23 protein-coding genes, 1 tRNA gene and 1 pseudogene are annotated in these 24853 nt (G+C 61.9%); 12 read left to right on the plus strand and 13 right to left on the minus strand.

Features of this window, described 5'->3' with window-relative positions:
• The first annotated feature begins 39 nt into the window (after positions 1-39).
• Positions 40-4731: an alpha/beta fold hydrolase gene (locus AC0L3I_RS22185; protein WP_473528227.1), complete on the plus strand. Its 4692-nt coding sequence runs from the start codon at positions 40-42 to the stop codon at positions 4729-4731.
• Positions 4732-4868: 137 nt separating this feature from the next.
• Here AC0L3I_RS22185 and AC0L3I_RS22190 read toward each other — a convergent pair whose 3' ends face one another.
• Positions 4869-6566 (minus strand): BTAD domain-containing putative transcriptional regulator, encoded by a 1698-nt coding sequence (locus AC0L3I_RS22190; RefSeq protein ID WP_473528273.1) that lies wholly within the window; start codon positions 6564-6566, stop codon positions 4869-4871.
• A 12-nt stretch (positions 6567-6578) separates the two neighbouring features.
• On the opposite strand from AC0L3I_RS22190, the gene AC0L3I_RS22195 reads away from it, so the two are divergent.
• The gene (locus AC0L3I_RS22195) at positions 6579-6821 is read left to right on the plus strand and encodes a YjiS-like domain-containing protein (RefSeq protein WP_473528228.1); all 243 of its coding nucleotides are present in this window, start codon (positions 6579-6581) and stop codon (positions 6819-6821) included.
• A gap of 121 nt (positions 6822-6942) precedes the next feature.
• Complete coding sequence (locus AC0L3I_RS22200) at positions 6943-7503, plus strand: ankyrin repeat domain-containing protein (protein WP_473528229.1); 561 nt, start codon at positions 6943-6945, stop codon at positions 7501-7503.
• A gap of 54 nt (positions 7504-7557) precedes the next feature.
• Here AC0L3I_RS22200 and AC0L3I_RS22205 read toward each other — a convergent pair whose 3' ends face one another.
• Together AC0L3I_RS22205 and AC0L3I_RS22210 are read right to left on the minus strand one after the other, a co-directional pair.
• Complete coding sequence (locus AC0L3I_RS22205) at positions 7558-8085, minus strand: gamma carbonic anhydrase family protein (RefSeq protein WP_473528230.1); 528 nt, start codon at positions 8083-8085, stop codon at positions 7558-7560.
• Positions 8086-8104: 19 nt separating this feature from the next.
• Complete coding sequence (locus tag AC0L3I_RS22210) at positions 8105-8449, minus strand: DUF6949 family protein (protein WP_473528231.1); 345 nt, start codon at positions 8447-8449, stop codon at positions 8105-8107.
• Positions 8450-8610: 161 nt separating this feature from the next.
• Here AC0L3I_RS22210 and AC0L3I_RS22215 point away from each other — a divergent pair, with 161 nt between their 5' ends.
• Complete coding sequence (locus AC0L3I_RS22215) at positions 8611-9342, plus strand: hypothetical protein (protein WP_473528232.1); 732 nt, start codon at positions 8611-8613, stop codon at positions 9340-9342.
• Between the two features lie 114 nt (positions 9343-9456).
• Here AC0L3I_RS22215 and AC0L3I_RS22220 read toward each other — a convergent pair whose 3' ends face one another.
• Together AC0L3I_RS22220 and cysE are read right to left on the minus strand one after the other, a co-directional pair.
• Positions 9457-9660, minus strand: coding sequence for a DUF3126 family protein (locus AC0L3I_RS22220; RefSeq protein ID WP_013531334.1), 204 nt, complete (start codon positions 9658-9660; stop codon positions 9457-9459).
• A 151-nt stretch (positions 9661-9811) separates the two neighbouring features.
• Positions 9812-10660, minus strand: a complete 849-nt coding sequence (gene cysE, locus AC0L3I_RS22225; protein ID WP_455848054.1) for a serine O-acetyltransferase — start codon at positions 10658-10660, stop codon at positions 9812-9814.
• Between the two features lie 248 nt (positions 10661-10908).
• Between cysE and AC0L3I_RS22230 the strand changes: the two genes are divergently transcribed.
• Positions 10909-11508, plus strand: a complete 600-nt coding sequence (locus AC0L3I_RS22230) for an HD domain-containing protein (RefSeq protein ID WP_473528233.1) — start codon at positions 10909-10911, stop codon at positions 11506-11508.
• A gap of 171 nt (positions 11509-11679) precedes the next feature.
• Here AC0L3I_RS22230 and AC0L3I_RS22235 read toward each other — a convergent pair whose 3' ends face one another.
• The 3 genes from AC0L3I_RS22235 to AC0L3I_RS22245 form a co-directional block, all read right to left on the minus strand.
• Positions 11680-12447: an alpha/beta fold hydrolase gene (locus AC0L3I_RS22235; RefSeq protein ID WP_473528234.1), complete on the minus strand. Its 768-nt coding sequence runs from the start codon at positions 12445-12447 to the stop codon at positions 11680-11682.
• A 20-nt stretch (positions 12448-12467) separates the two neighbouring features.
• On the minus strand, positions 12468-12980 hold the full coding sequence (locus AC0L3I_RS22240) for a DUF192 domain-containing protein (RefSeq protein WP_473528235.1): 513 nt from the start codon (positions 12978-12980) through the stop codon (positions 12468-12470).
• A gap of 111 nt (positions 12981-13091) precedes the next feature.
• On the minus strand, positions 13092-13664 hold the full coding sequence (locus AC0L3I_RS22245) for a cold shock domain-containing protein (protein ID WP_206072734.1): 573 nt from the start codon (positions 13662-13664) through the stop codon (positions 13092-13094).
• 239 nt (positions 13665-13903) lie between these two features.
• On the opposite strand from AC0L3I_RS22245, the gene gloA reads away from it, so the two are divergent.
• Complete coding sequence (gloA, locus tag AC0L3I_RS22250) at positions 13904-14344, plus strand: lactoylglutathione lyase (RefSeq protein ID WP_473528236.1); 441 nt, start codon at positions 13904-13906, stop codon at positions 14342-14344.
• A gap of 27 nt (positions 14345-14371) precedes the next feature.
• Positions 14372-14665 carry a DUF2218 domain-containing protein gene (locus AC0L3I_RS22255; RefSeq protein WP_473528237.1) on the plus strand — a complete coding sequence of 98 codons (294 nt, stop codon included), beginning with the start codon at positions 14372-14374 and terminating at the stop codon, positions 14663-14665.
• Positions 14666-14676: 11 nt separating this feature from the next.
• Here AC0L3I_RS22255 and AC0L3I_RS22260 read toward each other — a convergent pair whose 3' ends face one another.
• On the minus strand, positions 14677-15231 hold the full coding sequence (locus AC0L3I_RS22260; protein WP_473528238.1) for a DUF1697 domain-containing protein: 555 nt from the start codon (positions 15229-15231) through the stop codon (positions 14677-14679).
• Between the two features lie 10 nt (positions 15232-15241).
• Positions 15242-16498, minus strand: coding sequence for a threonine ammonia-lyase IlvA (gene ilvA, locus AC0L3I_RS22265; RefSeq protein ID WP_473528239.1), 1257 nt, complete (start codon positions 16496-16498; stop codon positions 15242-15244).
• 514 nt (positions 16499-17012) lie between these two features.
• Between ilvA and AC0L3I_RS22270 the strand changes: the two genes are divergently transcribed.
• Positions 17013-18080 carry an alpha/beta hydrolase gene (locus AC0L3I_RS22270; protein ID WP_473487960.1) on the plus strand — a complete coding sequence of 356 codons (1068 nt, stop codon included), beginning with the start codon at positions 17013-17015 and terminating at the stop codon, positions 18078-18080.
• A 146-nt stretch (positions 18081-18226) separates the two neighbouring features.
• Positions 18227-19393: an alpha/beta hydrolase gene (locus AC0L3I_RS22275; RefSeq protein ID WP_473528240.1), complete on the plus strand. Its 1167-nt coding sequence runs from the start codon at positions 18227-18229 to the stop codon at positions 19391-19393.
• Positions 19394-19420: 27 nt separating this feature from the next.
• Here AC0L3I_RS22275 and ade read toward each other — a convergent pair whose 3' ends face one another.
• The 3 genes from ade to AC0L3I_RS22290 form a co-directional block, all read right to left on the minus strand.
• Positions 19421-21232 carry an adenine deaminase gene (gene ade / locus AC0L3I_RS22280; RefSeq protein WP_473487959.1) on the minus strand — a complete coding sequence of 604 codons (1812 nt, stop codon included), beginning with the start codon at positions 21230-21232 and terminating at the stop codon, positions 19421-19423.
• Between the two features lie 386 nt (positions 21233-21618).
• On the minus strand, positions 21619-22071 hold the full coding sequence (locus tag AC0L3I_RS22285; protein WP_473528241.1) for a cupin domain-containing protein: 453 nt from the start codon (positions 22069-22071) through the stop codon (positions 21619-21621).
• 142 nt (positions 22072-22213) lie between these two features.
• Positions 22214-22477 (minus strand): hypothetical protein, encoded by a 264-nt coding sequence (locus AC0L3I_RS22290; RefSeq protein WP_473487957.1) that lies wholly within the window; start codon positions 22475-22477, stop codon positions 22214-22216.
• 585 nt (positions 22478-23062) lie between these two features.
• Here AC0L3I_RS22290 and AC0L3I_RS22295 point away from each other — a divergent pair.
• The 3 genes and pseudogenes from AC0L3I_RS22295 (at position 23063) to AC0L3I_RS22305 (ending at position 24636) form a co-directional block, all read left to right on the plus strand.
• Positions 23063-23316 (plus strand): annotated as a pseudogene (locus AC0L3I_RS22295) (GIY-YIG nuclease family protein).
• Between the two features lie 242 nt (positions 23317-23558).
• Positions 23559-23644 (plus strand) — tRNA-Leu (locus AC0L3I_RS22300).
• Between the two features lie 569 nt (positions 23645-24213).
• Positions 24214-24636, plus strand: a complete 423-nt coding sequence (locus AC0L3I_RS22305) for a CBS domain-containing protein (RefSeq protein ID WP_135934866.1) — start codon at positions 24214-24216, stop codon at positions 24634-24636.
• Positions 24637-24853: the final 217 nt, after the last annotated feature.

The raw sequence follows: 24853 nt of genomic DNA on the forward strand, positions 1-24853 counted from the left end.
CGCTAATGTAAGGCCGACCATACGGTTAGGACAACCGGATTGAGCTCGGCCTTCGAAGTAAGGGTCTTTGGCGACCTCACGGTTCGCCGTGACGGCGAGCCTGTGGCCCTAACGCAATCGCGCAAGACGCGGGCGTTACTCGCCTATCTGGCCGTGCAGCAAAAGCAGCAGCGCCGCGAGTGGCTTTGTGAGATGTTCTGGGACGTCCCTGATGATCCTCGGGGCGCGCTGCGTTGGAGCCTTTCGAAGCTGCGCCAGATCTTAAACGCCGACGGCGAGACCCGGCTTGCGGCCGATCGCAACGTGGTCCAACTGAAGCCGGGATCGATCTGGCTCGACTACGATCTGATCAGGGGCCTGTCGGCCGATGCGGTTGGTTCGCTGCCTACAGAGCGTCTGGAAGCGATCGCTGCGGCTTTCGCCGGCCCGTTCTTGTCGGACCTCTATCTGCCGCGCTGCCAGGCGTTCGAGGCTTGGCGCGTCTATTGTTCGAACGAGACCGAGATTCTGCACCTGAAGGCGTTACGCGCCCTGATCGATCGCCTGGGCGACGAGCCTGAGCGGGCGCTTCCCCATCTGCACACGCTGCAGTCACTTCTTCCGGACAATGATCTAGCAGACGAGATCGCCCGCATTAACGATCAGGCTCGACTGACCGTCGCCGCTGCCCCGATCCGAAGTGGCACGACGGCTGGACCTGTTAGCCGGCCGGCCCCCGAACCTCCGCTGACGGGGCCCATGCCCGAACCCGTCCCGTCGCCTTCGACGAAGGTTTCGTCAGGTAAGCAGCAGATACGCTACGTCAATGCCCGCGATGGCACCCGGATCGCCTATGTCATCAGCGGCTCCGGGCCAGCGATCGTGCGTGCCTCGCACTGGATGTCCCATCTCGACTTCGATTGGGAAAGCCCGGTTTGGGGACATTGGATCGACGGCCTGTCCAGCGGCTTCACGCTTGTACGCTACGACGGGCGCCTGAACGGCCTTTCCGACACAGTCTGTGAGGATGTGTCTTTCGATGCATTCGTCGACGATCTCGAATGCGTCGTAGAGGCCGTGGGCCTCGACCGTTTCGTCCTCCTTGGAATATCGCAAGGCTGTGCTCTCTCGGTCGAATACGCCATTCGCCATCCCGAGAAGGTCGCGGGTCTCTTGATTTTGGGGGGATATGTTCGTGGATGGCGAGCGCGCGGAAATGCGGCGGAGATCGTCAGACGCGAAGCAATCTCGGCGTTGATGCGCCGGGGCTGGGGTCAGGACGACCCATTGTTCCGCCAAATGTTCACCAACCTGTTTATACCGGGCGCCAATCGCGTGCAGATGGATTGGTTCATTGAGCTGCAGCGCCGGACACTCACGCCGGAAAACGCGATGCGGTTGAGCTATGTCTTTGCCGACATTGACATATCGCGATCGCTTGAAAGGCTGCATGTGCCAGCGCTCGTCCTGCATGCCAACGGCGACCGGGTCGCGCCTTTCTCGGAAGGTTTGGAGCTCGCCAGATCGATAACTGGTGCCCGCTTCGTCGAACTGGAAAGCGCCAATCACATCCTTCTTGCCGAGGAACCCGCGTTCCGCAACTTCATTCTCGAGGCGTCGGCATTTGCCAACGAGGCGCTTCAGGCGCAAACGGTCGTTGCGGTCGACCCGAGGACCCGGCGACAGGCAACGATCCTGTGCGCCGATTTCCAATACGCCGAACCGGTGATGGAGAACCTGCCTCCCGATGTCGCGCTGGAGCGGGTCGATCCCTTCCTCATGCAGGCCACCGCACTCGTGCGCGACAACGGAGGAACGGTTCTGACGATTTCCGAGAACGAGCTGGTCGCGTCGTTTGGCGCGCCTGAGCCGCTCGAAGGACATGCTGCACTTGCCTGCCGGACCGCACTCGCGCTGCGCGAACTCGCGCTGCGCCATGGCGATTGGATGACCGGCGTTCGTGCTGCCCTGGACACAGGCATCGTCATCGTCAGCCCGGCACGTGACCGGGCTTTGGAGGTGCGCGGCGGGCCGGTGTCCGTGGCCCATACGCTGAGCCAGGCGTTGGGGCGCGATCTCGTGGTGGCAACCGCCAGGACCCGGGCATCGGCCGGCGGCTTCGTCAGTATGGAAGCGCTGGCAGCGCCACTTCTGTCGGAATACCCGAAGAACCAGCGGCTCTTTGAAGTGATCGAGATCAGACGGGGCCGCTCGCGCTGGCAATTGCGCGCCGAAACGCAGCTGTCGCCGTTCGTCGGCCGCGAGATGCAGCTGCAGATTCTGAACAAGGCCTGGCATGACGTATTCGACGGCGAAGGTCAGACGGTTTTCGTGGTCGGCGATCCCGGTCACGGCAAGTCGCGTGTCACGCATGAATTCGTTGGGGCCATCCCTCACGATGACGCTGAGAATCTGGAGGTCGGCGCGCTCGAAACGGACCTGCGCAGCGGCTTCGTCGTAATTCGGAAGCTGCTGCAAACCCTGTTCGGCGTGGGCGACACCGAAGCGCCGCCAATAGCAATCGAAAAGGTACTGGCCGCGCAAAGCGCGCAAGGCTTCGATGAGCGGCTCCTCGATCCGATCATGGCAGTCATGGAACTGCCCATTCAGGATCCGAACTGGGCTATCATCTCTGGCCAGGAGCGATCCCGGCGCATGCAGGAAGCAGCGGTTGGGCTTCTGCTCTTCCTTGGCCGCAGGAAGCCCGTCGTTCTCCTGGTCGAGGACCTTCATTGGATAGACCCCGAGAGTGAGGGGGTCCTGGTGCGGCTGGCGCAGGCACTGCCCACTGTCCGCTGCCTGCTTATCCTGACCTGTCGACCCGAATACGATCGCGGTGCCTTCGCCGCTGCAGGACCTTCCGAAATCCGCCTGCCGGCGTTCAATACGGCCGAAGCAGCAGCATTTCTTGACTACCTGGTTGGCAGGGACCCTGAGCTGGCGCAGCTCCGCGGTGCAGTCGGGGATGCGTGCAAAGGCAATGCATTGTTCCTGGAAGAGACCGTCCGCGCTCTCGCCGAGACCGGCAAGCTGGAAGGGCAGCCGGGCCACTACCGGCCTTCTGGCGAGGTCGACGAGATCATCGTTTCGGTGAGTATCCAGACGATCGTCGACGCTCGCTTCGAACGTCTCGACAAGGATTCGAAGCGGGTAGCCGAGGTCGCCTCGATCTTCGGCGGAGAGATTCCGGTGCCCTTGCTACGAAGGATGGCGACGCTGTCGAGCCTGCGCTTCGATGCCGCCCTCCAGAATTTGAAGAAGGCCGATCTCCTAGTGGAGCTTCAGGTTTTTCCCGAGGCTTTCGTCCGCTTCAAGCACGTCCTCATCCGAACTGCCGTGTCAGGACGTATCGTATCGTCGGCGCTCATTGAGCTCCACAGGACTGCGCTTGCCGAATTGAAGGCCCATTATGCGGACCGGCTTGAGGAGCACAGCGAACGCCTGGCCAGACACGCGCAACAGGCTCACCTCTGGGTCGAAGCCGTCGGCTATCTTCTGATCTCGGCTCGCAAGGCGATCAGGCGGTCGGCGCACGTCAGTGCACTTGAGCAGCTGGACCTTGGGGTCAGGCTGCTGAGGAGCAACGATGTCGCCGACGCCGATGAGCAAGAGATCGAGTTCCAGCTCGCGAGGGGCGTGGCCCTCATGGCGGCTCGTGGCTGGGGTGCGACCGAAGTGCTCGCCGCGTTCGAGCGCGCCGAGGAACTTTGCGGTAAGATCGGCGACCAGGCGCGTCTGTTCACGGCGCTGCGCGGGAGAGCCCAATACTACATGCTTAGCGGTAAGCCGGCAGCGGCGCAGGAACTGGCCTGCCGATGGGCTGGCATGGCTAAGGACGACAGCGATCCCGGTCTCGCGATCGAGACCGAGCACATGTTCTGGACAAACAATTTCTTCCTTGGGGAGACCGCGGCGGCCCAGAACCATGCGGAACGCGCCATCGGCCTCTACGACCCCGACCGCGATCATTATCTGACGTACAAGTACTCCGGTCATGACCCGGGCGTCTGCTGCCGCTGCTTCTCGGGATTGTCGGCCTGGCTGGCCGGCGAGCCGGATAAGGCAAGGCTACGGTGCGAAGACGCAACCGCGCTCGCCGGACGTTTCGAGCATCCGCTGAGCATGGCGCTTGCGTATTGGGGGACCAGCTACCTCCATATGTTCGCGGGGGAGCCTGAGGCCGCGCTTCGGGCGGCGGAAAGCGAGTTGCAGATAGCAGAGAAGTTCCAGTTGCCGCTCCTTGTCGGCCAAGCCGCGTTCCAGGTTGGATGGGGGCAATTCCGGCTTGGGGAACGGGGGGCCGGCCTGCGCGGCATGGAGGAAGCTATATCTGCCATTCGCCGGACCGGCGCTGAAATGGGGCTGCCCTATCTGATAGGCCTTTACGCCGAAGCGCTGGGCGACAGCGGCAGGCTGGACAGCGCTCGCAAGTCGGTTGAAGCTGCCCTCGAGCTCGGCCGCTACAACGGAACCTATTTCCAGCTCGCCGAAGTACTTAGGATCGAAGCCTGTATCCGCGAAAAGAGCGGTGGCGGACCTGACGAGATCGAGAAGATGCTCCACAAGGCTGCGAACGTCGCTACCTTGCATCGTTCCGCGATTGGCCAACTGCGTATCGCTGTGGAACTCGCTCGCTGTCTTCGAAGCCTTGGAGATGTCGAGAAAGCGCGTGAATTTATCGCGCCTCACGGCGAGCTTGTCGGTAAGCTCGACGACAGCCAGGATGCGCGGGCGGCGCGTGAGTTCTTCTAGCCAACGTGGCTACGTGACGCGTGCCCAGCAACCGCGCCGCCGCCACTGCGGCTGAATAAGCATCCGGCTACGCTAGGTTTTCGAAATCCAGTATGCGTCGGTGAAGCCGACATGCCTCGCTTCACGGTGATACCGCGTTAGTCCGGCAGGCCCGCCTGGCGAAGGCCCTCGATATATCTGCTGCGATCGTCCGGTCGATAAAACGGCGGCAGTACCTCGGCGAGATTCGAAAGCCGCAACGTAGGATCGAGTTCGCGCAGGCGAGCCATCATCTTCTCGGCTTCCGAAATCCGACCGGCCAAGACGTAACTTGCCGTCGCCACACGCGTCGCACTCGCGTAGTTTGGTTGCGAGCGCAAAGACCTTTTCGCCCACTCAGAAGCATCGTTGTAGCGCCCGGCACAAAAGTGAGCGAGCGCGGTGCAAAATTCCCAAACAAAAAAGCGAGGATCGAACGGACTGAGGCGCATTGCCTGCGCGGCGCGCTCGACGGCTTTCTCCGGCTCACCTAAGCACGCTTGAACCCAGGCGCTGTAACCCCACGCCGCAGCCAAGTTCGGGTTCAGGCCAAGCGCACGTTCGATGCAAGCCGCGCTTTCCTCCACATCGCCGCCTACATAGCCGAGCACGTATCCGCCGTACGAAAGGGCAATTGCATCGTCCCATCCAAGTTCGATCGCTCTCTTTGCCAGTCGGGTCGCCTCGGCAGTCTCTTCTAAGCGATCGATCATCCAGCGGTTGCTCTTTCGCGCCGCATAGCAGCGCGCCGCCCGGGCATAGGCGGCAGCGAACACCGGGTCACAGCCGATCGCCTTCATGAAGAACCGCAGAGCGTCATCCATGGTTTCCTTGGTGTTGACCGCTCGGTCGTGGGACGCCAACCCGCGCAGATAATAGTCGTAGGCGTCGAGGTCCTCAGTCGGCTTGCGCTTGGCGCGCTCAATTTCCGCCTCCTCGACCTTTGGGGTGATCGCGCCGACTATGCTCGAGGCGATCTGGTCCTGAAAATCAAAAACCTCGGCTAGAGTACCTTCAAAACGGTCAGCCCACAGGTGGAGGCCGCTCGAAGCGTCGAGGAGTTGTCCGGCGATGCGCAGGCGATCACCCGCCCGGCGGACACTTCCCTCGACCACATAGCGCACGCCCAGTTCACGCCCGACCTGCTTTATGTCTATGGACCGTCCCTTGTAGGTGAAGCTCGAATTCCGGGCGACCACGAACAGGTGGCGGAAGTGAGCCAGGGCGGTGACGATGTCTTCCACCATACCGTCGGCAAAATATTCCTGCTCGACATCACCGCTTAAATTCTGGAACGGCAGCACCGCAATTGATGGCTGGTCGTCATGTCTCGTTGGGACTGGCAGCACCTGCGCCGGCGCCGCGACGCCAGAGCTTGGCCCCGGCCGCTGATGTCCAGTTCGATCGCGGGACTGCAGGGAAGCCGCCAGTGAGCTTGTCTGCGCCTCCGGCTCCGCGTCCAGCTGCTTTTTCAGAACAATCCGACAGAGCTCGAACTGGCGCAAGGCCGCGTTTTCGTGGCCGCGATGAGCGTGGATCCGGATCAGCGCCCGATGGGCGGCCTCCGCGGTAGGATCTGAAGCGAGCAATCTCTCCGCCAGTCCTTCGCAGGCAGTCTCTTCCGCCGAGCCGGGTATCGGCAGCGCGAGGCTCAGCCGATCCACCAACTGCAGCGCCTTGCGCTGATACCTGTTCAGATAGGGTCCAAACCACTCATCCAGTTCCTCAGGAATGGCTTCTCCTGCAAGCACCCCGCCGCGGTAGAGGTCCGCGGCGAAGGCGAGATCGGTCGCTCGGCCACCCGCAAATCTCGAAATGGGAGACTAGAAATGGCTCATACGGAAACTGGCACCGGCCGCAGCGCGTCGAAAAAACGCCTGTTCGGATCTAGCAGGAAAAGCATAGCACTAATAATCGCCGCCTTCAGGGGATGGCGACGGACCGTCGCAAGACGCAGGGCCCTTGCCGACTTGACGCCCGATCAGCTGGACGACATCGGTCATCCGGAGGCCCATCGACCCGCACTCGACATCAAGGCAGGTCTGATCACGAACTTGATGTCGATGCGATAAGTTCGGCGTACGGCTGCGCAAAGCTATCGATCTGCTCTCCAATCGCAATCCGCCCATGAGGCTTTCAGGCAGCGGCGGATGGGAGCAATATGGCGGCCGATTCAACCTCCGGATCGCTGCGATGTTGGAAATCCCGGAAGATCGATGCGAGCGCCACCGCCTGTTCAAGGCCATCGACGACGCGTTCAAGGCGGGCGACTTCGAGGCCCTCGGTGTGGCTCTCAGCGGCTCACCCGGCTGGTTCGACGAGCAGATGCCCTTTGAACTCGGCCTTGGGCATCCACTGGAGTATGCGATCTATTGGAGTCCCACCGCTTTCATATCGATCTTACTGGATGCGGGCTCGGACCCGAACTATCACCACCACGGCGGTTTTCCGGCAATCATTGCGGCACTGTCCACCGACCGAGCTGACAGACTGGAAATCGTCCGAATCCTGATCGATGGTGGCGCAGACCTCAACATGCGGGGCGTAAACGACTGGACGCCGCTTCACTATGCGGTCGCCATCCGAAGCGTCGATGCCATCCGCCTGCTGTTGTCGGCGGGCGCCGACCCGTCGCTCGAAACCCGCATCGACGACTATACGACAGCCCTCGAGGACGCCGACAATGCCGGCTTTGAAGCCGGCGCTTCGTTGCTGCGCAATGCGATGACCAGGCGCGGCTCCAATGGACGGTGAGTGGGGCGGCGATGCCGGTGAACCATATAGCCGAAGATTTGACCAAGGCTGGCCTCAGGTCTTCGTCAGTCCCGCTTTGAAGCGTTTGCCGTTGGCGACGTAGTGCGCGGCCGAATCGCGCAACCTTGCGACCGCGGCATCGTCCAGCACTCGCATCACACGCGCGGGCGAGCCAATGATCAGCGAATTGTCGGGGAATTCCTTGCCTTCGGTGACCAGCGCGCCGGCGCCGACCAGCGAGTTCTTGCCGATTTTCGCGCCGTTCAGCACGATGGCGCCCATGCCGATCAGGCTGTTATCGCCGATCGTGCAGCCATGCAGCAAGGCCCGGTGGCCGATCGTGCAGCTTTGCCCGATGGTCAGGGGAAAACCGACGTCGGTATGCATGACCGTGTGCTCCTGCACATTGGTATCAGCGCCGATAACGATCGGCTCGTTGTCGCCGCGGATGACGACGCCGAACCAGAAGCCTGCATTGCGGCCGACCCTGACATCGCCGATCAATGTCGCATCGGGCGCGATCCAGTTGCTGTCCGCGTCATCGAAACCGGGCGCCTTTCCGTCGATCGCATAGAGCGGCATTTTTCGCCTCCGAATCGTCTCACGCTGAAAAATCAGCCAAACCTAGGAGAATGCTCGCTCGGGATGCAATGTCGATCAGCACGACGCCCAATGCCAACGCCCAGACCGTAGCGGTGCAACCGCAAGAGATCAGCGCCGGGGCGGAAATGCGGCCTTGCCGCCAGGCGTGGAGGGCTTCGTTGGCGAACATCAGGGGCCCGGCGCAGGCCGTCGCGAAGAGCGAGCGCAGGACATGCGCAGGCGACACATAGGGCTCGATGAAGGCAAGCCGGCGGCCTGATATCAACTCCATAGCCGATCCGGCCAGGCCGCACGCCGTCAGCCCAACCATAAAAGCAAAGAGTGTGTGTTCGACCGGACCCATCTTTACCTTCCATTTACCATGAAATCGCACAGTCGTGTTCGACAGGCGCCGTTGCAAGAGCCGTGCCGCGCCACATGTGCCGCCTAAGGACACCCAAGAGGGACGTCCCCAGGGGACGCCCAGGGACATCATGGGACAGGCGGCCGAAATTGGGGATCGGGATGAAGCAGACAGCCACCGCCAACGGTCCGCAACTCACCGTCGTCGATTCCAAGCTGATGAAGCGGGTGTTCTACGTGTTCGCGGGGCTGGCAATGCTTTCGGTGGCGATCAGCCTTGGCGGCAAATGGCTTGGCCGCTCGATCGCCATGGCCGGATACACCGACGACATGACAATCCACGAGGTGGTGATCGGCAACAACGTCATCGCCGTGCCGGCCAATGTCATCCGCTTCGACCAGGCCCGGCGCGACGGCACCGCCTCGCGGCTCGACCTCTATCTGCGCTATCCCGAGATGGACGGCTACAGCGAGGCCGCCCGCGACGATTTCAACCACACCGGATCGAGCAAGAGGATTATCTTTCTGTCGTTCGAACGACAGGTCATGTCGCGTGACATGAGCGGCCGCTTCGCGCCGATCTACAGCGCACTGATCGTCCAGCCCGGCACGCCCGGCCCGGGCGGCACGACGCTCTACGGCTTCAGTGAAAAATCAGGCTATTTCAATGAGGTGCTGGCGGTTGCCAATCGCCGGGGCAAGGACCCGTTCGTGGCCCGCTGCCTGAGCGGCCCGAGTGCCGCGCAATCGCTGGCGCCCTGCGAACGCGACATTCTGGTCGGCGACAATCTCACCCTCACCTACCGCTTTCCCATGGAATTTCTGGGCGACTGGCAGGCGCTCGACCCAGCCATCGCCGCCGAGGCTGCGCGTATGCTTAAGACAGGGCGCTAACGCATTGTGTCTGAAGGGATTATGCGACGCGCTTTGGGGCCAAATCGCAAACGGCGGAGCCCGCTTCTCCGCCCAGGGATGACGGGCGCCTGCCGGTAACCGCGAATCCCCGGCTCAGGCCAGATCGATGTCGAGGATCGCCATCGAGAAATTATAGTCGCCGTCGTCCTCGTCCTTGAAGACGATGCCGAGGAATTCGTCGCCGACATAGACCTCGGCCGAATCGTCCTTGCGCGGCCGCGCCTTCACTTCAAGCTTGGGGTTCTGGAAGACGCGCTTGAAATAGGCGTCCAGCTTTCTGATTTCGTCCGGCTTCAAAAGTCTTCTCCGATCGTCGGTCTTGCTCGTTTGAGCGCGCTTCTGGCACGTCGACAATGGCGATGTAAAGGCAAGCCGACCGGATATGCGAGAACCGACAGGCGGCGGAGCCGGCAAACGGAGTTCGATTGCCCGCCCCGCGGACTTGAGATCAGATATCGAAGCTGACGACGTGGTCCATCGACTGCGACGGCAAAAGCTGGTCCATCTGCCGCGAAGGCTGGTCGCAGCCGGTCTCACCGACGACGCGGGCCGGCACGCCGGCAACCGTCTTGTTGTGCGGCACCGGCGACAGCACTACCGAGCCTGCCGCGATCTTCGAGCAATGGCCGACTTCGATGTTGCCGAGGATCTTGGCGCCGGCGCCGATCAGCACGCCATAGCGGATCTTTGGATGGCGGTCGCCGCCGGCCTTGCCGGTGCCGCCCAGCGTCACCCCGTGCAGGATCGACACGTCGTCCTCGATCACCGCCGTCTGGCCGACGACGAGGCCGGTGGCGTGGTCGAGGAAGATGCCTTTGCCGATGCGGGCGGCCGGGTTGATGTCGGTCTGGAACACCGAGGACGACCGGCTCTGCAGGTAGAGCGCGAAATCCTGGCGACCCTGGTTCCATAGCCAATGCGCCAGCCGGTGCGTCTGGATGGCATGAAAACCCTTGAAATAGAGCACCGGCATGATGAAGCGGTCGCAGGCCGGATCGCGGTCGTAATAGGCCTGGATGTCGACACGCACCGTCGACGACCAGTCCATGTCGTCGGCTGCCATCGCCTTGAACGTCTGGCGGATGAGATCGGAACCGATATCCTGATGGGCGAGCCGCTCAGCCAGCCGATGGATGACCGCTTCCTCCAGGCTTTCCTGGTTAAGGATGGTCGAATAGAGGAACGCCGCCAGCAGCGGATCGCGGTTGACCGCCTCCATCGCTTCGTCGCGGATCGAGCGCCAGATCGGGTCGATCGGCTTCACCATGGTCGGGCGGGCAATCGTAACGCTGTTCATCAATGGTCTCCGGCCGTCCAATGTCTCTGGCTTGGCGGCTTGCCTATTCTCCGGCCGCATAATGCGAATCGCGATCAAAGTGTTTCAGAGCGATGCGCATTAAGTGCCTGTCTTGAGCATGTCGTTGTCCCAAAACCGCTGCGCACTTTTTGCGCGACATGCTCTATAAGCCAGATCATAGCACGGTTGAACTCAATTTTCCTTAGTGCTTTGTCAAATGGATTTGGTTCACGGAAATTCAAGCAGCCATGGAAAACGAACCCTTGATCAACGAGCCGCTGAAGCACGAGCTTTCCGCGCTCTATCAGGCCGAAAACCGCCACTATCACAGCCTTGCCCATATTGAGGCGATGCTGGCGCTGGCCAATGATTACAAGGCATTGCTGCATGATCCTGAAGCGGTCGAGGCGGCGATCTGGTTTCACGATGCCATCTATGACAGCCGGGCCAAGGACAACGAGGCGAGGAGTGCCGTCCTTGCCGAGAAAGGGCTCGCCGGCCGTACGGATGCGCAGCGCCTCGGCCACATCACGGCGATGATCATCGCCACCGCGACGCATGAATTGCCGCACTTTGACGACGAGAATGCCGTCGGCGACGCAGCGCTGTTTCTCGACATGGACCTGGCGATCCTGGGTGCGGCGCCGGATGCGTTCGACGCCTATGAACAGGCGGTTCGCCGCGAATATGGCTGGGTGGAAGAGCCGATCTGGCGTGCCGGTCGCAGTGCTGTTCTGAAGAGTTTCCTCGCCCGCCCGCATATCTTTCACACCGAGGAGTTCCGGCAGCGGTTCGAGGCTCAGGCTCGGCAAAACATGGCGCGTTCGATCGAAGCGCTTGAGGCATGACTTGGCTTCTTCCTTCTCCCCTTGTGGGAGAAGGTGGATTGGCGCGCAGCGCCAAGACGGTTGAGGGGTGCTGGCCGGAGTGCGGTCGGTTTCAAGCTGGAACACCCCTCATCCGTCGCCTTCGGCGACACCTTCTCCCACAAGGGGAGAAGGAAGAGGCGCACCTACTACTCACAGCGGATTTTCAGCATAGAACTCCAGCACCCGCTGCTTGAATGTCTTGTCGCCGACGGCCAGCATGTGGTCGCGGCCCTCGATGTGAAAAGCCCTGGCGTTCGACATCAAGGCGGCCAGTTCGTCGGGCGAACCGCCGATATCGTCCTTGGTGCCGACGGCAATCAACGTCGGCTGGGCAATGCGCGCAATGTCGGCCTCGGCCAGCAATTCCCGCGAGGTGGCAATGCAGGCGGCCAGCGCGCGGCGGTCGCTGCGGGTCTGGTCGGCGAAGGCGCGAAAGGAGCGGCCGCGCGAATGGCTGGTGGTATCGGGATCGTCGGCCAGAAGGGCAGCGGCGATCGGATCCCAGTCGCCGACGCCGTCGACCATGCCGACGCCGAGACCGCCGAAGACCAGTGTCGCCACCTTGTCCGGATCGGAAAGCGCCAGGAAGGCAGATATCCGCGCGCCCATCGAATAGCCCATGACATGGGCACGTTCGATGCCGAGATGGGTCAGCAACGCTGCCCCGTCGGAAGCCATTTTTGCGGGCGTATAATCGGCCTCTTCATAGCTCTTCGACGAGGCGCCATGGCCGCGATTGTCGAAGGCGATGGCGCGGTAGCCGGCATCGTTCAGCGCCTTGAACCAGCCGGGCGACACCCAGTTGACATAATGGGTCGAGGCAAAGCCGTGGATCATGAGCACCGGATCGCCCTGCCCCGTTGCCGGCTGGCGGTCGAGGAAGGCGAGGTCAAAGCCGTCATGTGAGAAAAACTGCATCTGCGACGGATCCTGCGCGTTCAGTTTTGCGCAGTGCTGATTGCCGGGTGGCGCAGCAAATCGCCGTCCTTGATGCCGCCCCTGGCGGCGGTGCCCGCCTTGAGCTCGAGCACGAAACGAACCGGCTCGCCGGGCGAAATCATCGCCTCGGATTGCGGCTCGCCTTGCTTGATCGACCGGATCCTGCCGTCCGGACCGACAAAGATCAGGTCGAGCGGCATCGGCGTGTTCTTCATCCAGAAGCTGACATCCCGAGCCTCCTCGAACACGAACAGCATGCCATGATCGTCGGCCATCTCCTCGCGAAACATCAGGCCGGCCTCGCGCTCGGCGGAGGTGTCGGCGATCTCGACGGAGAATGAGCGTTCGCCGGCTTTCGTCACCGCGACCAGCGGCTGCGGGTCGACGGCAAGGATCATCGCTCGGCTGTCTGCCGAAGCCGGTTGCTGCGAATGGAAGAAAGCGCCTGTGGCGACGACAAAGGAGATCGCGGCGCAGACTACGCCCGTTGTCAGCCAGTTCCTGTAAGTCATTCAGAATCCTCGGCCATCGCCCTAAACCATGATCCCGAACCTACGGTTCGGAAAAGATCATGGTCAAGCAGAAAGCACCAAGTAGCGTCCCGATTCGATCGGAATGGGACCTTAGTGCGAGACGGGCAAGGTACCCATATCCGGGTGAATTTCGGCAGCCATAAGGCCTTTGTCGCCGCGCCCGAAGCGGACCAGCACGACCTGCCCCGGCCTGAGCTCGGTAATGCCGTAGCGGCGCAGCGTTTCCATATGGACGAAGATGTCCTCGGTGCCCTCGCCCCGCGTCAGGAAACCGAACCCCTTGGTGCGGTTGAACCATTTCACCAGCGCCCGCTCGAGACCGCTTTCCGGCGTCACCGAGACATGCGTGCGCTGATCCTGCATTTCCGCCGGATGGGTCGCCGTGGTGAGATCCATGGAGAGCACACGGAACGCCTGCAATCCACGCTCGCCATGCTTGACGAGGCAGACGACGCGAGCGCCTTCCAGGGCGGTCTGGAAACCGTCCTTCCGAAGACACGTCACATGGAGGAGAATATCGCCGGAAACGCCGTCATCGGGAAGAATGAAACCATAGCCCTTGGCCACGTCGAACCATTTGATGGCGCCCGCAACTTCGACGAGATCGGCCGCATCGCCGCTCTCGTCCCTTCGCAAGGCGTTACCGGTTCCGTCCCGCCCCATGAAAGAGGCCTTTTCCCCCATAACAACGCCCCCCTTTTTCCAAGAATACCGCAACTGATTCTTGACGTTAGATTAACACTGCCGCTTCCGCTGTGTGCAAGACCTTCCGTGCCTTTTTTCACGGTTCATTGCAGGAATACCGGATTTGTTGTTTGCCGGCGCGACCGGCTATCGGGAATTGCCCTTTGGCCGGGTGGCCCCTATGTTCCGCCGCAACGCAACATTTCGAGGAAGATCACATGCGCTACCTCCACACCATGGTCCGCGTCGCCGACATCGATGCATCGCTCGATTTCTACTGCAACAAGCTCGGCCTCAAGGAAGTGCGCCGCCACGAAAACGAACAGGGGCGCTACACGCTGATCTTCCTCGCCGCGCCTGAGGACGAGCAGAGCGGCATCGCCCACAAGGCGCCGCTGATCGAGCTCACCTACAATTGGGATCCGGAGGACTACAAGGGCGGCCGCAATTTCGGCCACCTCGCCTATGAGGTCGACGACATCTACGCCACCTGCCAGCGGCTGATGGACAAGGGCGTCACCATCAACCGGCCGCCGCGCGACGGCAACATGGCCTTCGTCAAATCGCCGGACGGCATCTCGATCGAGCTTCTGCAGAAAGGCCCGGCCAAGGCCAAGGCCGAGCCTTGGGCTTCGATGCCGAACACCGGAAGCTGGTAGCCAGCCACATTAGGGAGAAATCCATTCATGCCGATCAGCCATGCCGATGTCGCCACTGAACATGCGAGCCGCTATCTGCAGCAGCTCTGCAAGCACTGGGCGCACAAGTTTCCCGTCGAGTTCGATCCGAACCACGGCACCATCGACCTCTCACTGGGCCGCACGGTCCTCGATGCCGATCCGGCAGCGCTGCATATCGCGGTAACCACTGACGAACCCGGCTCGCTGGAGCGCCTGGAAACGGTCGTCGCCGACCACATCAAACGCTTCGCTTTCCGCGAAGAGCTTACCTTCGACTGGAAAAAGGCTTCGGCAGCCTAGGCGGCTATGTTTCAGCCGCCTCGGCCGGCCATCTCCAGCAGCATCAGCACCGTACGCCAGTTGCGAGCGGTGCCGGGCACTTTCAGCGTGCGCGGGATGAGGTTGGCAAACACCGATTTGCCGAGGCCTTCCGGGGCGTGAAGGTAAAGCACATCGCCCCTGATCTCGAACCGTTCGGGACCGGTGCATTTTTCGGCCAGCCGTGCGACCTCATCGGTGTTCGGGGAGCGCTCCAGCACATAGGCGTGAAGCTTCGTCGGTTCCCCGGCAACTTCCGGATAGGGATTTTCCGCCACCAGCCGCTCGAACCAGCCGAGATCGCGCACCATGATGCGCGAGTGAAATCCCCATTTCTTCTCGAAGGCCGCTTCCAGCTGTTTGGTCAGAGTGGCGGCATCGCCCTTTGCCGAACGGAACACAACGTTGCCGCTCTGCACATAGGTGGCGACGTCGCCAAAGCCGAGCTCCTCGAAGAACGACCGGAGTTCGGCCATCTTGACGATGCGGTTGCCGCCGACATTGATGCCGGAAAACAACGCAACGAATATCTTCGCTTGGGCACTCATACTCGGGCGCTCAAATGATGAACCCGGCCAGAGTCTCGTTGTCGGTGATATCCTGATACTGGACGCCCTCGGCCTCGAAATTCGCGTTGAGCAACTCGAAATTGCGGCGGTCCTTGGTTTCGATGCCGATCAGCACCGAACCGAAATTGCGCGCTGATTTCTTCAGATATTCGAAGCGGGCGATGTCGTCGTCGGGCCCCAGCAATTCGAGGAAGTCGCGCAGCGCGCCCGGCCGCTGCGGAAAGCGGATGATGAAGTACTTCTTCAGCCCCTCGAAACGCAGCGCCCTTTCCTTCACGTCCGGCAGCCGCTCGAAATCGAAATTGCCGCCCGAAACCACCGCGACGATGGTCTTGCCCCTGATTTCCTTCTTCGAAAAATCCTTGAGCGCGTCGATCGCTAGTGCGCCGGCTGGCTCCAGCACCACGCCTTCGACATTCAGCATCTCGATCATGGTCGCGCAGAGCCGGTTTTCCGGGATCAGCCGCACTGCGTCAGCAGCAAACGCCCTGAGATGCCGCAACGGCTCGCGGCCGATTTCGGCCACCGCCGCGCCATCGACGAAATTGTCGACCCTGGCGAGCTTGATGCGCTTGCCTGTGGCGAGGCTCTCGCTCAGGCTTGGAGCGCCGGCCGGCTCGCAGAAGACGAAACGCGCGTCGCGGCGCTGGTCGGCGAAATAATGCGTCACACCGGCCGCCAGGCCGCCGCCGCCGACCGGCAGCATGATGATGTCGGGCATCCGCGCGCCCGGCATCTGGCCTGACATCTCGTAGGCGACGGTCGCCTGCCCCTCGATGATGTCCTTGTGGTCGAACGGCGGCACCATGTGCGCGCCGGCACTCTCGGTGAATTCGAAGGCGGCGCGGTAGCAGTCGTCGAAAAAGTCGCCGACCAGCCTGATCTCGACGAATTCGCCACCGAACAGCCGCGTCTTGTCGATCTTCTGCTGCGGCGTCGTCACCGGCATGAACACGATGCCTCGTCTGCCGAAATGACGGCAGACGAAGGCAAAGCCCTGCGCATGGTTGCCGGCGGAAGCGCAGACGAACAGCTCGGCATCGTTGCCAGCATCGAGCGCCTTGCGGAAAAAATTGAAGGCGCCCCTGATCTTGTAGGAGCGCACCGGCGACAGGTCCTCGCGTTTCAGCAGCACGCGCGCGCCGGTCTTCTTCGACAGATAGTCGTTTTCCTGCAGTGGCGTCTCCGGGAATATCCGGCGGATCGCAGCAGCGGCGGCAGCGACGCGGGAGGAGAAACTGGTCATCGGAAAAATTACCCCGGGATCGTCTGTGATGTTCGCGAAGCTAGCACACGCCGTACGTGTTTGATCAGGGCAATCGCTTAAGATAAACTCATGCTGGAAAAGCCAATCGTCGATGTCGGCGCTGCCCCTCATCTGCCTGCCGGCATCTTCTCCCCGTATAGGGACGGGGAGAAGGAGCTGGCCGCAACCTGGGCACCCTTCCTGCAACGCTTGAGGTTGGCGAAATCTTTGGCGAAGGCGTCTTTCTTCCCGTCACTATACGGGGAGAAATGCCCGGTCCACCCTCCGCAGCTGCAGCGCAGCTGCTGCGGAGGACGGGCAGGGCAATGAGGGGCAGCGCAACCCTGAATAGTGGCGCCTGCCGCCATTTTGGCTTTCGCGCAACAGTGCGATGGCTGTCGCGCGGCGCTGAGCGCATTTCGGGTGGATATGACTTACTTCTGCCGCACTTCGGCTGTCCGGGAGGGTTCGCGGAGGTTGGATTAAGCCTTTCGGCCGGAGTGGAATTCTAGAGTTGAAGAAGATTTGCATCCTTGTCCTTGCCTTGCTCGTTGCCGGCTGTGGCGGCCGGCAGACCGAGGAACTGCTCGGCAGCGCCATGGTGTCCGCGCCGGTGACGGACATCGCCGGCAACCACAGCATCTTCATCGCCACGACGCGCAAGCGCTCCGACGATCCCAGCAAGGTTTTCGACCGTGAGCGCTCGGCCACGTTGAACTATGCCCGCGCCAACGTCACTGTGCCGGGGACCCATGAAACCGGTCAGATCGAGCGGCGCTCGCGCGGCAAGTCGAACGACCCGGCCAAATACTTCATGGCCTCCGACGTCGTCGGCTACGACACCGCGCCGAAATTCTCCAGCGCGCTCAGTGCCGACATCGCCGCGCGCGGCGGCCGCGTCATGGTCTTCGTCCATGGCTACAACACCGGCTTCGACGCCGCCGTCTACCGCGTCACCCAGATCGCCCATGATTCCGGTTACCCGGGCACGCCGGTGCTGTTTTCCTGGGCGTCGGGCGCCAAGACCCGGGACTATGTCTACGACAGGGAAAGCGCCAGTGCTGCCCGCGATCAACTGGAAGTGACGCTGAGAATGCTTTCGCAGACCGGCGCGCGGCGCATCGACATCGTCGCCCATTCGCTGGGGACCTGGGTTACCATGGAAGCGCTGCGCCAGCTCGCCATCAATGGCGACCGCGATCTCAGCGGCAAGCTCGGTGACGTCGTGCTGGCCTCGCCCGACATCGATGTCGACGTGTTCAAGAGCCAGATGCGCCGCTACGGCAAGCCGAACAAGCCATTCATCCTGCTTTTGTCCGACGACGACCGGGCGCTGCGGCTCTCCGGCCTGATCGCCGGCTCGCGGCCGCGCGTCGGCGACTACAAGGACGCGGCCGACCTCGCCGACTACGGGGTGAGCGTCGTCGATCTCTCCAGCGTCAAGGGATCGGATCGCTTCAACCACACCAAATTTGCCGACAACCCCGAACTGGTGAAGATGATCGGCCAGCGGCTGCGCGAGGATGACGGATTTGCCAGCGACCGCGACGTGACCGACCGCATCAGCCTGCTCGGGCAGTGAGGTGCGTTCGACGCCCTGTTACTTTCGTCCCGCATGGTGACGGTTGCGGCAGCGCCGTATCACTTTCAACTGGACCGGCCGGCCCCCGGCTTTATCGAAATGGCGAGCGACGTCACCAGCTTGACGTCCCTCCTGCGGGAGCCTGCGTGACCGTGCGTTCGAAGGTTGTTCTCGCCGTAGCGTTTGCGCTCGCCGTTACCGGCTGCGCCGGTCGCAAGACACATGACCTTCTCAACACGACGACCGTCACGGTGCCTGCCTCCGACATCGCCGCCAGACATGAGATCTTCGTCGCCACCACCCGAAAAAAGGCGACGAAAGATCCGCGGCAGGTGTTTGATGGTGATCGTTCACCGACCACCAGTTTTGCCAGCGTCGAGGTCACCGTTCCGAAGATCCATCGGGTCGGCGCCATCGAGCGGGTCAGGGGCACCGCCAACAGCAATCCGGCGAAGGATTTCACGGCAACTGAGGTCGAATTCTACGAAGGCGCCCCGCAATTCGCCAAGGCGGTCGGCGCCGACATCGCGATGCGCGGCGACCGCGCCCTGGTTTTCGTGCACGGCTTCAACAACGGTTTCAACGACGGCATCTACCGGCTGACGCAGATCGCGCACGACACGAAATACTCCGGCACGCCGGTGCTGTTCTCATGGGCGTCGAGCGGCAAGACCACGGGTTATATCTACGACAAGGAAAGCGCCAACGCCGCGCGCGACGATCTCGAAGAGACGCTGCGCATGCTGGCCAAGACGAAGGCCAAGAGCATCGACATCATCGCCCATTCGATGGGTACCTGGGTGACGATGGAAGCGCTGCGCCAGCTTGCCATCACCGGCGACCGCGATCTCAGCGACAAGCTCGGCTATGTCATCCTGGCCTCGCCCGACATCGACGTCGATGTGTTCAAGAAGCAGATGATCCGCTACGGCAAGCCCGACAAGCCTTTCGCCATCCTGCTTTCGGGCGACGATCGCGCCCTCAGGCTGTCCTCCCTGATCTCCGGCGACAAGCCGCGCGTCGGCGACTATGGCGACGCGGCCGACCTCGCCAGCTATGGCGTTTCGGTGGTCGACCTGAGCAAGACCAAAGGCGGCGACCGCCTGAACCACGCCAAATTCGCCGACAACCCTTTCCTGGTGCAGTTGCTCGGCGACCGGCTGCGCGCGCCAGCCGGCCTGGCATCGGAGGAAGCCAATCCGGCGCAGCCGATCGACAATCTCGGCCAGGGCATCGGCAAGGCCGTCGGCTCCGTCGCCGAGATCGTCATCACCACGCCGTTCAGGGTGCTGACCATCGCCACCGGCGGTTGAGTGACGTGGGCTCGCCCTTGGTCGTTGTCAGACGAACAGGTCGACCTTCTGGAACGTCGTCACGTCGATCAGGCCGACATCGGAAATCCTCAGTTCCGGGATGACGACCAGCGCCAGCAGCGAGTGCTGCATGTAGGCGTTGTTCAGCGAACAGCCCATCTGGCGCATCGCCTCGGTCAGCTTGTCGGCCTTGGCCGCGACGATTTCGGCGCGCTCGTCCGACATCAGCCCGGCGATCGGCATTTCGACCAGCGCCAGTTCCCTGCCCTTGGAAAACAGCACGACGCCACCACCGACCTCGCCCAGCCGGTTGACCGCCAATGCCATGTCCTGCTTGGAGGTGCCGACGACGATGATGTGGTGCGCATCATGCGCCACGCTGGAGGCCATGGCGCAGTCGGTCATATAGCCGAAGCCGGAGACGAAGGCATTGGTGACGCCGCCCGTGCCGCGGTGGCGCTCGACCAGCGCGATCTGGCAGACGTCGTTGCGGCGGTCCATGGCGACCAGCCCGTCCTCGACCGGAAGATCGGCCTCGAGCGCCCGCGTCGGCGCTTGGTTCTCGATCACGCCGATGACCCGCACCCGCACCTCGTTGGCGCCGATGGGCGCCATGATGTCGAAATCCCCTGGTTTGAGCTTCTTGCCGAGCTTGACGGTGTTCTTTGCCGTCTTAGGATAGTCATAGGCCGGAATGTCGATGTCGAGCTTGCCGCCCTTGGCCAGCCTGACGCCGCGGCCATAGACCTCGTCGATGGTCATTGCGGCCAGATCGGAGACGATCAGCAGATCGGCGAGCCGCCCCGGCGCGATCGAACCCAGCTCGCGCTCCAGCCTGAAATGCTGGGCGGTGTTGAGCGTCGCCATCTGGATCGCTGTCACCGGCTTCAGTCCCTGGCTGATGGCGTGGCGGACCACCCGGTCCATATGGCCCTCATGGACGAGCGTGCCGGAATGGCTGTCGTCGGTGCACAGGATGAAGTTGCGCGGGTCGAGCCCGCTCTCTGTCACCGCCTTGATCTGCGAGGCGACATCGTACCAGGCCGAGCCCAGCCTGAGCATCGCCTTCATGCCCTGGCGGACGCGGGCGATGGCGTCCTCAGCGCGCGTGCCCTCGTGGTCGTCCTCGGGGCCGCCGGCGACGTAGCCGTGGAACGGCAGGCCGAGATCGCGCGAGGCGTAATGGCCGCCGACTGTCTTGCCCGCCCTTACCGTCGCGGCGATCTCGCCCGCCATCACCGGATCGTTGGCCGCGACACCGGGAAAGTTCATAACCTCGCCAAGCCCGATGATGTTTTGCCACGCCATCGCCTCGGTGACATCGGCGACCGTCAGCTCGGCGCCGGCATGCTCCAGCCCCGGCGCCGAAGGCACGCAGGACGGTATCTGCACAAGCACGTTGATCGGCATGGCGACGGCCTCGTCATGCATCAGCCGCACACCCGGCAGGCCGAGCACGTTGGCGATCTCGTGCGGGTCGATGAACATCGAGGTGGTGCCGTGCGGGATGACCGCGCGACAGAACTCCGTCACCGTCACCATGCCGCTCTCGACATGCATGTGCGCGTCGCAAAGGCCTGGCACCAGATAGCGCCCACCGGCATCGACCACTTTGGTGCCCTGCCCTATGGCGTGACCGGCATTCGGCCCGCAATAGGCGAAGCGGCCGCCGGCAACGGCAATGTCGGTGCCGGCGATGATCTCGCCGGAGTGAACGTTGACCCAGCGCCCGTTGCGGATGACGAGATCGGCGGGCCTCCTGCCCATCGCGACGTCGACCAGATGCGTCGCCGCCTCGGCCCAAGGTTTTGGTTTCGTCGCACGCGCGGTCTTCGCCATGAAGAGACTCCTGTTTTCCCGACTGTGCCAAGCCGATGGCGTTTTGACCAGCAAGATCAGCGGATGCTTGGGCGCTCCCCGGCCTTAACATCGACCGCGATTTTCGGGTCTCGTCGCGAGCCCGCGATTCGTTGCTTCGTGACGGCATTTATGCTGTTGATTTCGGCACGGTGCTGATTTGCGCCAACGACCCGCCGCCATGGCGGGTTTCTGTTTCAGGCGCCATGCACGGCAAGCTCCCCCAACCGGAATACGAATCAGTTTGGGCAGACCAGGTTGCCCCTCGTTAGCGGATCTTTCTGAATCGACGTTCGGGGAAACCTTCGATCAGAAACTCGAATTGCCTGATCCGGCCGTTCAGAGGGTCTTTGCACTCCCAGAAATTGTCACTTTTTGCTCGGATCGTCCGCCGGATTGACGTAGGTGATCGCGAACGGCCCGTCGCCATGAACCTGGATAATCGTATCGCTTGTCGTCCACGCGAAGTGATTCATTCCGGCCGGCGCAATCCCGAAGCCGCCGGCAGTCAGTTCGGTGCCTTTCGTCTCGTCGAGCTTATCGCCCATTCCAATATGGAAGTTACCGGAAAGCACCGTTACATATTCCGAGGTGGGGTGATTGTGTGCGGCAATTTTGTAGCCGGCAGGCGTCTTCAACCGCAGCACATAAGCGCCGTCCTTTGAGGGATCTCCAGCCATAACGGCCAGTTCCGCGCCAGCCGGAAGGACAGCAGGAGCAGGCCCCCATTTGATGCTGTCCGCGTTCATCGGCATGTCGTCGGCAAACAGAGGCGCTGTCCCAAAAAGCAGCAGCGCCAGAGCAGAGGCGAGCTTGAGCATGACAATCTCTCCATTTGGTTCGTAGGGGACAGCGTCAAAATAGACGCTGAACCACTTACCAATTGGAGCCTACCAAGTCAGCAAGCCCGAACGCATCCTCCGAACGGGGGACGCGCTTTCGCGGTGGCCTGGGAAGCGGCCGTTAAGTATCGTCCCGCTGTTCCCTGTCGCGGCTGTTGAGAAGCTCGACCAGATCGTCGGCCTCTTCGATCGCCATGTCGATCAAGGGGACGCCCACCTCGACAACCGGCAGCCCCGTGAACATATCGATGATGTCCCAGGTGCCTTCAGGTGTCTTCTCAATATCGTAGCGTTGAGCCATGGGGTGGAGGAGAAGATTAGCGCGTTTTACCCGGTCATCGCTCGTTTCGGGATTGCCGAAATGGTTCCCGCCTAGCCTGATCAAGCACCTCAAGCAATGAGGCAAGGGTGCTGGGCAGTCGTGGGTCGACGGCAAGATTTAGCACGTCGTGCAAATGCCGGCGATTATCTTCGGAACGGAGCAATTGCCGTACGGCGTTGGAAACAGACTTCCCTTGTCCTGTGTCAAACTCTGCCATGTCAGGGGTTCCAGTAGCTTCAGTCCGAAACTCAGCCGCGCCGAAATGGTTCCAGCGATCTTGTTTGAATCTCAGCGGGTGATTGGCCCCGCGCTGGACGGGTTGCCGCTGGCCGGGTCGCGGTGCAGCTAGGCTGTGGATTTCGGCACGGCGCTGATTTGCGCCACGGACCTGCCGCCAAGGCGGTTTTGTACCAGTTCCTCTGCACAGAGGATTTGGTTCTTCGACTGACCGTCGCTGACGACCCGCCTGCAACCACCAATCTCCAAGGTCTGCGATTAGCCGGCCCCTGCGACTTCGTCATCCCAGGGCGGAGCAAGGAGCGAAGCGACGCGGCGCAGACCCTGGGATCCATTCCGTTACCTCAGCCGAAGAATGCAACGGCTCAGAACGACGCTTGTATCCGCAACGGCGCCAGCTACCTTTCCACCATGACCGGCTATGCCACCATGACCGCGAGCCGGAAGCGCGGCACGATCTACATCGGCTCGCCATGATCTCGGCCGCATGCCGGAGCACAAATCCGGCGAAGGCTCCCGCTTCACCAGCCGCTACGGCGTGCAGCGGTCTGGTCTGGTACGAAGAACATTTCGGCATTCGCCACGCCATCCAGCGCGAGAAGTCGCTCAAGCGCTGGCCGCGCCAATGGAACATCGACCTGATCGAGACGACCAATCGGGAGTGATTCGAGCTTTTTCGCGGAACCGGGTGGTAGCGTTCGGTTCTGGTCCGCCGGAGCACTGCCGGCGGGTAACGGCGAGGATCCCAGGGTCTGCGCCCCGTCGCTTCGCTCCTTGCTCCGCCCTGGGATGACGAAGTGGAGGGGTGTTTGCAGCGCAGCGACAAAGGCGTGCTTCCAGGATCAGATTTTTCGATGGCAGAAGATGGCTTGACGGCCTTTGGCTGGCGTCTGAAAAGGACTGGCCTGCGGACGTGGCGGAATTGGTAGACGCAAGGGACTTAAAATCCCTCGATCTCTGATCGTACGGGTTCGACTCCCGTCGTCCGCACCATATTGAAATCAAATGATAATCTGGTTTTTTAGGATCTCGCGGATACCCTGGAAAAGTCGACTCTGGATAGCCGTAGGGGTAGCCGGAAGGCAATGAAAAAGCCCCGCCGCCGTGAGGCAGCGGGCTTGTTCGACCGCCAGTTCGCAGACGCGGATTATCGCGCATACATCACAGGCGCGTCCGACATCGGCGTTGCTCGCTCATGACGTCGCCTCCGCCGCGGCAAGGCGCCTTACATCGGCAGCGATCGAGAGGAAGGCCTCATTTGACCTCGTGGATCCAGTCGCCTCCCTCGGGCGGCTTCTCCACCAGGGTCGGCAGTAACGGCTCGATAAACTCCAGCCGGTCCCCGGCGCGCTTACTCATCGGAACGCCCCACGCAAAACTCGAATTTGATTTAATAGCGGAGAGCCGTTTCCGTTCCGTTAGCTCTTGCTGAAATGCCAAGCGGAACATTCGTTCGTACTCGCTATTCTGTCGGCAGGAGGAACGAACTCTGGCAGCCAAGCCCCGTCCGCGGTAACATGGGACAGAGGGATATTCTCCAACCCCAGCAAGGGAGGTCCGCCATGAAAGTCAAAGACGCAATGCATAAGGGTGTCGACTGGGTCAGCCCCGAAATCGCTGTAACCGAACTGGCGAAAATGATGCGAGCCCAGGATATCGGGTCGATTCCCATCGGAGAGAACGACCGACTGATCGGAATGGTGACCGACCGCGATATTGTCTGCAAAGGACTGGCGGAGGATGGTTTCGACAGCCGCACCGCAACGGCACGCGATGTCATGACGGCCGGCATTCACTGCTGCCGCGAAGACGACGATCTGGCCAAGGCCGTACGGCACATGGAAGAACTGAAAATCCGCAGGTTGCCGGTGATCAACAAGAATATGCGGATGGTCGGCATCCTTAGCGTCGGCGACGTCAGTCAGTCGGCACCGACGGAACTGGTGTCCGAATACGTCAAGAAGGTTTCCGCCCATCACCACTGAAGGGCGGCTCGCCCGTGCTCTTTTCGAAGACCTTCACTCTGCCGCCGCGCTGGCCACAGCGCGGCGGCAGAAATGTCCCTCAGGCGGAACAAAAAGCCCGCCGGCAGCGGGAGGGTCTACTGGAGTCGCCAGAGTGTGGGACGTCAGATTGCAAACGGCCCGATCCTTGGCTTTTGTTTCAGTGAACATAACGGGATTCTGCTAGTGCTCTGTCCCC

The organism is Mesorhizobium sp. WSM4840 (genome assembly GCF_055811755.1).

Bases quoted from the DNA above. Each gene is read 5' to 3' on its own strand.
- AC0L3I_RS22240 (WP_473528235.1), bottom strand. From the start codon at position 12,980: ATGACTTACAGGAACTGGCTGACAACGGGCGTAGTCTGCGCCGCGATC.
- AC0L3I_RS22210 (WP_473528231.1), bottom strand. From the start codon at position 8,449: ATGGGTCCGGTCGAACACACACTCTTTGCTTTTATGGTTGGGCTGACG.
- AC0L3I_RS22245 (WP_206072734.1), bottom strand. From the start codon at position 13,664: ATGGGGCGGGACGGAACCGGTAACGCCTTGCGAAGGGACGAGAGCGGC.
- AC0L3I_RS22260 (WP_473528238.1), bottom strand. From the start codon at position 15,231: ATGAGTGCCCAAGCGAAGATATTCGTTGCGTTGTTTTCCGGCATCAAT.
- AC0L3I_RS22215 (WP_473528232.1), top strand. From the start codon at position 8,611: ATGAAGCAGACAGCCACCGCCAACGGTCCGCAACTCACCGTCGTCGAT.
- ade (WP_473487959.1), bottom strand. From the start codon at position 21,232: ATGGCGAAGACCGCGCGTGCGACGAAACCAAAACCTTGGGCCGAGGCG.
- AC0L3I_RS22255 (WP_473528237.1), top strand. From the start codon at position 14,372: ATGCCGATCAGCCATGCCGATGTCGCCACTGAACATGCGAGCCGCTAT.
- AC0L3I_RS22205 (WP_473528230.1), bottom strand. From the start codon at position 8,085: ATGCCGCTCTATGCGATCGACGGAAAGGCGCCCGGTTTCGATGACGCG.
- AC0L3I_RS22285 (WP_473528241.1), bottom strand. From the start codon at position 22,071: ATGCTCAAGCTCGCCTCTGCTCTGGCGCTGCTGCTTTTTGGGACAGCG.
- AC0L3I_RS22235 (WP_473528234.1), bottom strand. From the start codon at position 12,447: ATGCAGTTTTTCTCACATGACGGCTTTGACCTCGCCTTCCTCGACCGC.
- AC0L3I_RS22200 (WP_473528229.1), top strand. From the start codon at position 6,943: ATGTTGGAAATCCCGGAAGATCGATGCGAGCGCCACCGCCTGTTCAAG.
- cysE (WP_455848054.1), bottom strand. From the start codon at position 10,660: ATGAACAGCGTTACGATTGCCCGCCCGACCATGGTGAAGCCGATCGAC.
- AC0L3I_RS22230 (WP_473528233.1), top strand. From the start codon at position 10,909: ATGGAAAACGAACCCTTGATCAACGAGCCGCTGAAGCACGAGCTTTCC.
- AC0L3I_RS22305 (WP_135934866.1), top strand. From the start codon at position 24,214: ATGAAAGTCAAAGACGCAATGCATAAGGGTGTCGACTGGGTCAGCCCC.
- ilvA (WP_473528239.1), bottom strand. From the start codon at position 16,498: ATGACCAGTTTCTCCTCCCGCGTCGCTGCCGCCGCTGCTGCGATCCGC.
- gloA (WP_473528236.1), top strand. From the start codon at position 13,904: ATGCGCTACCTCCACACCATGGTCCGCGTCGCCGACATCGATGCATCG.
- AC0L3I_RS22195 (WP_473528228.1), top strand. From the start codon at position 6,579: ATGGCTCATACGGAAACTGGCACCGGCCGCAGCGCGTCGAAAAAACGC.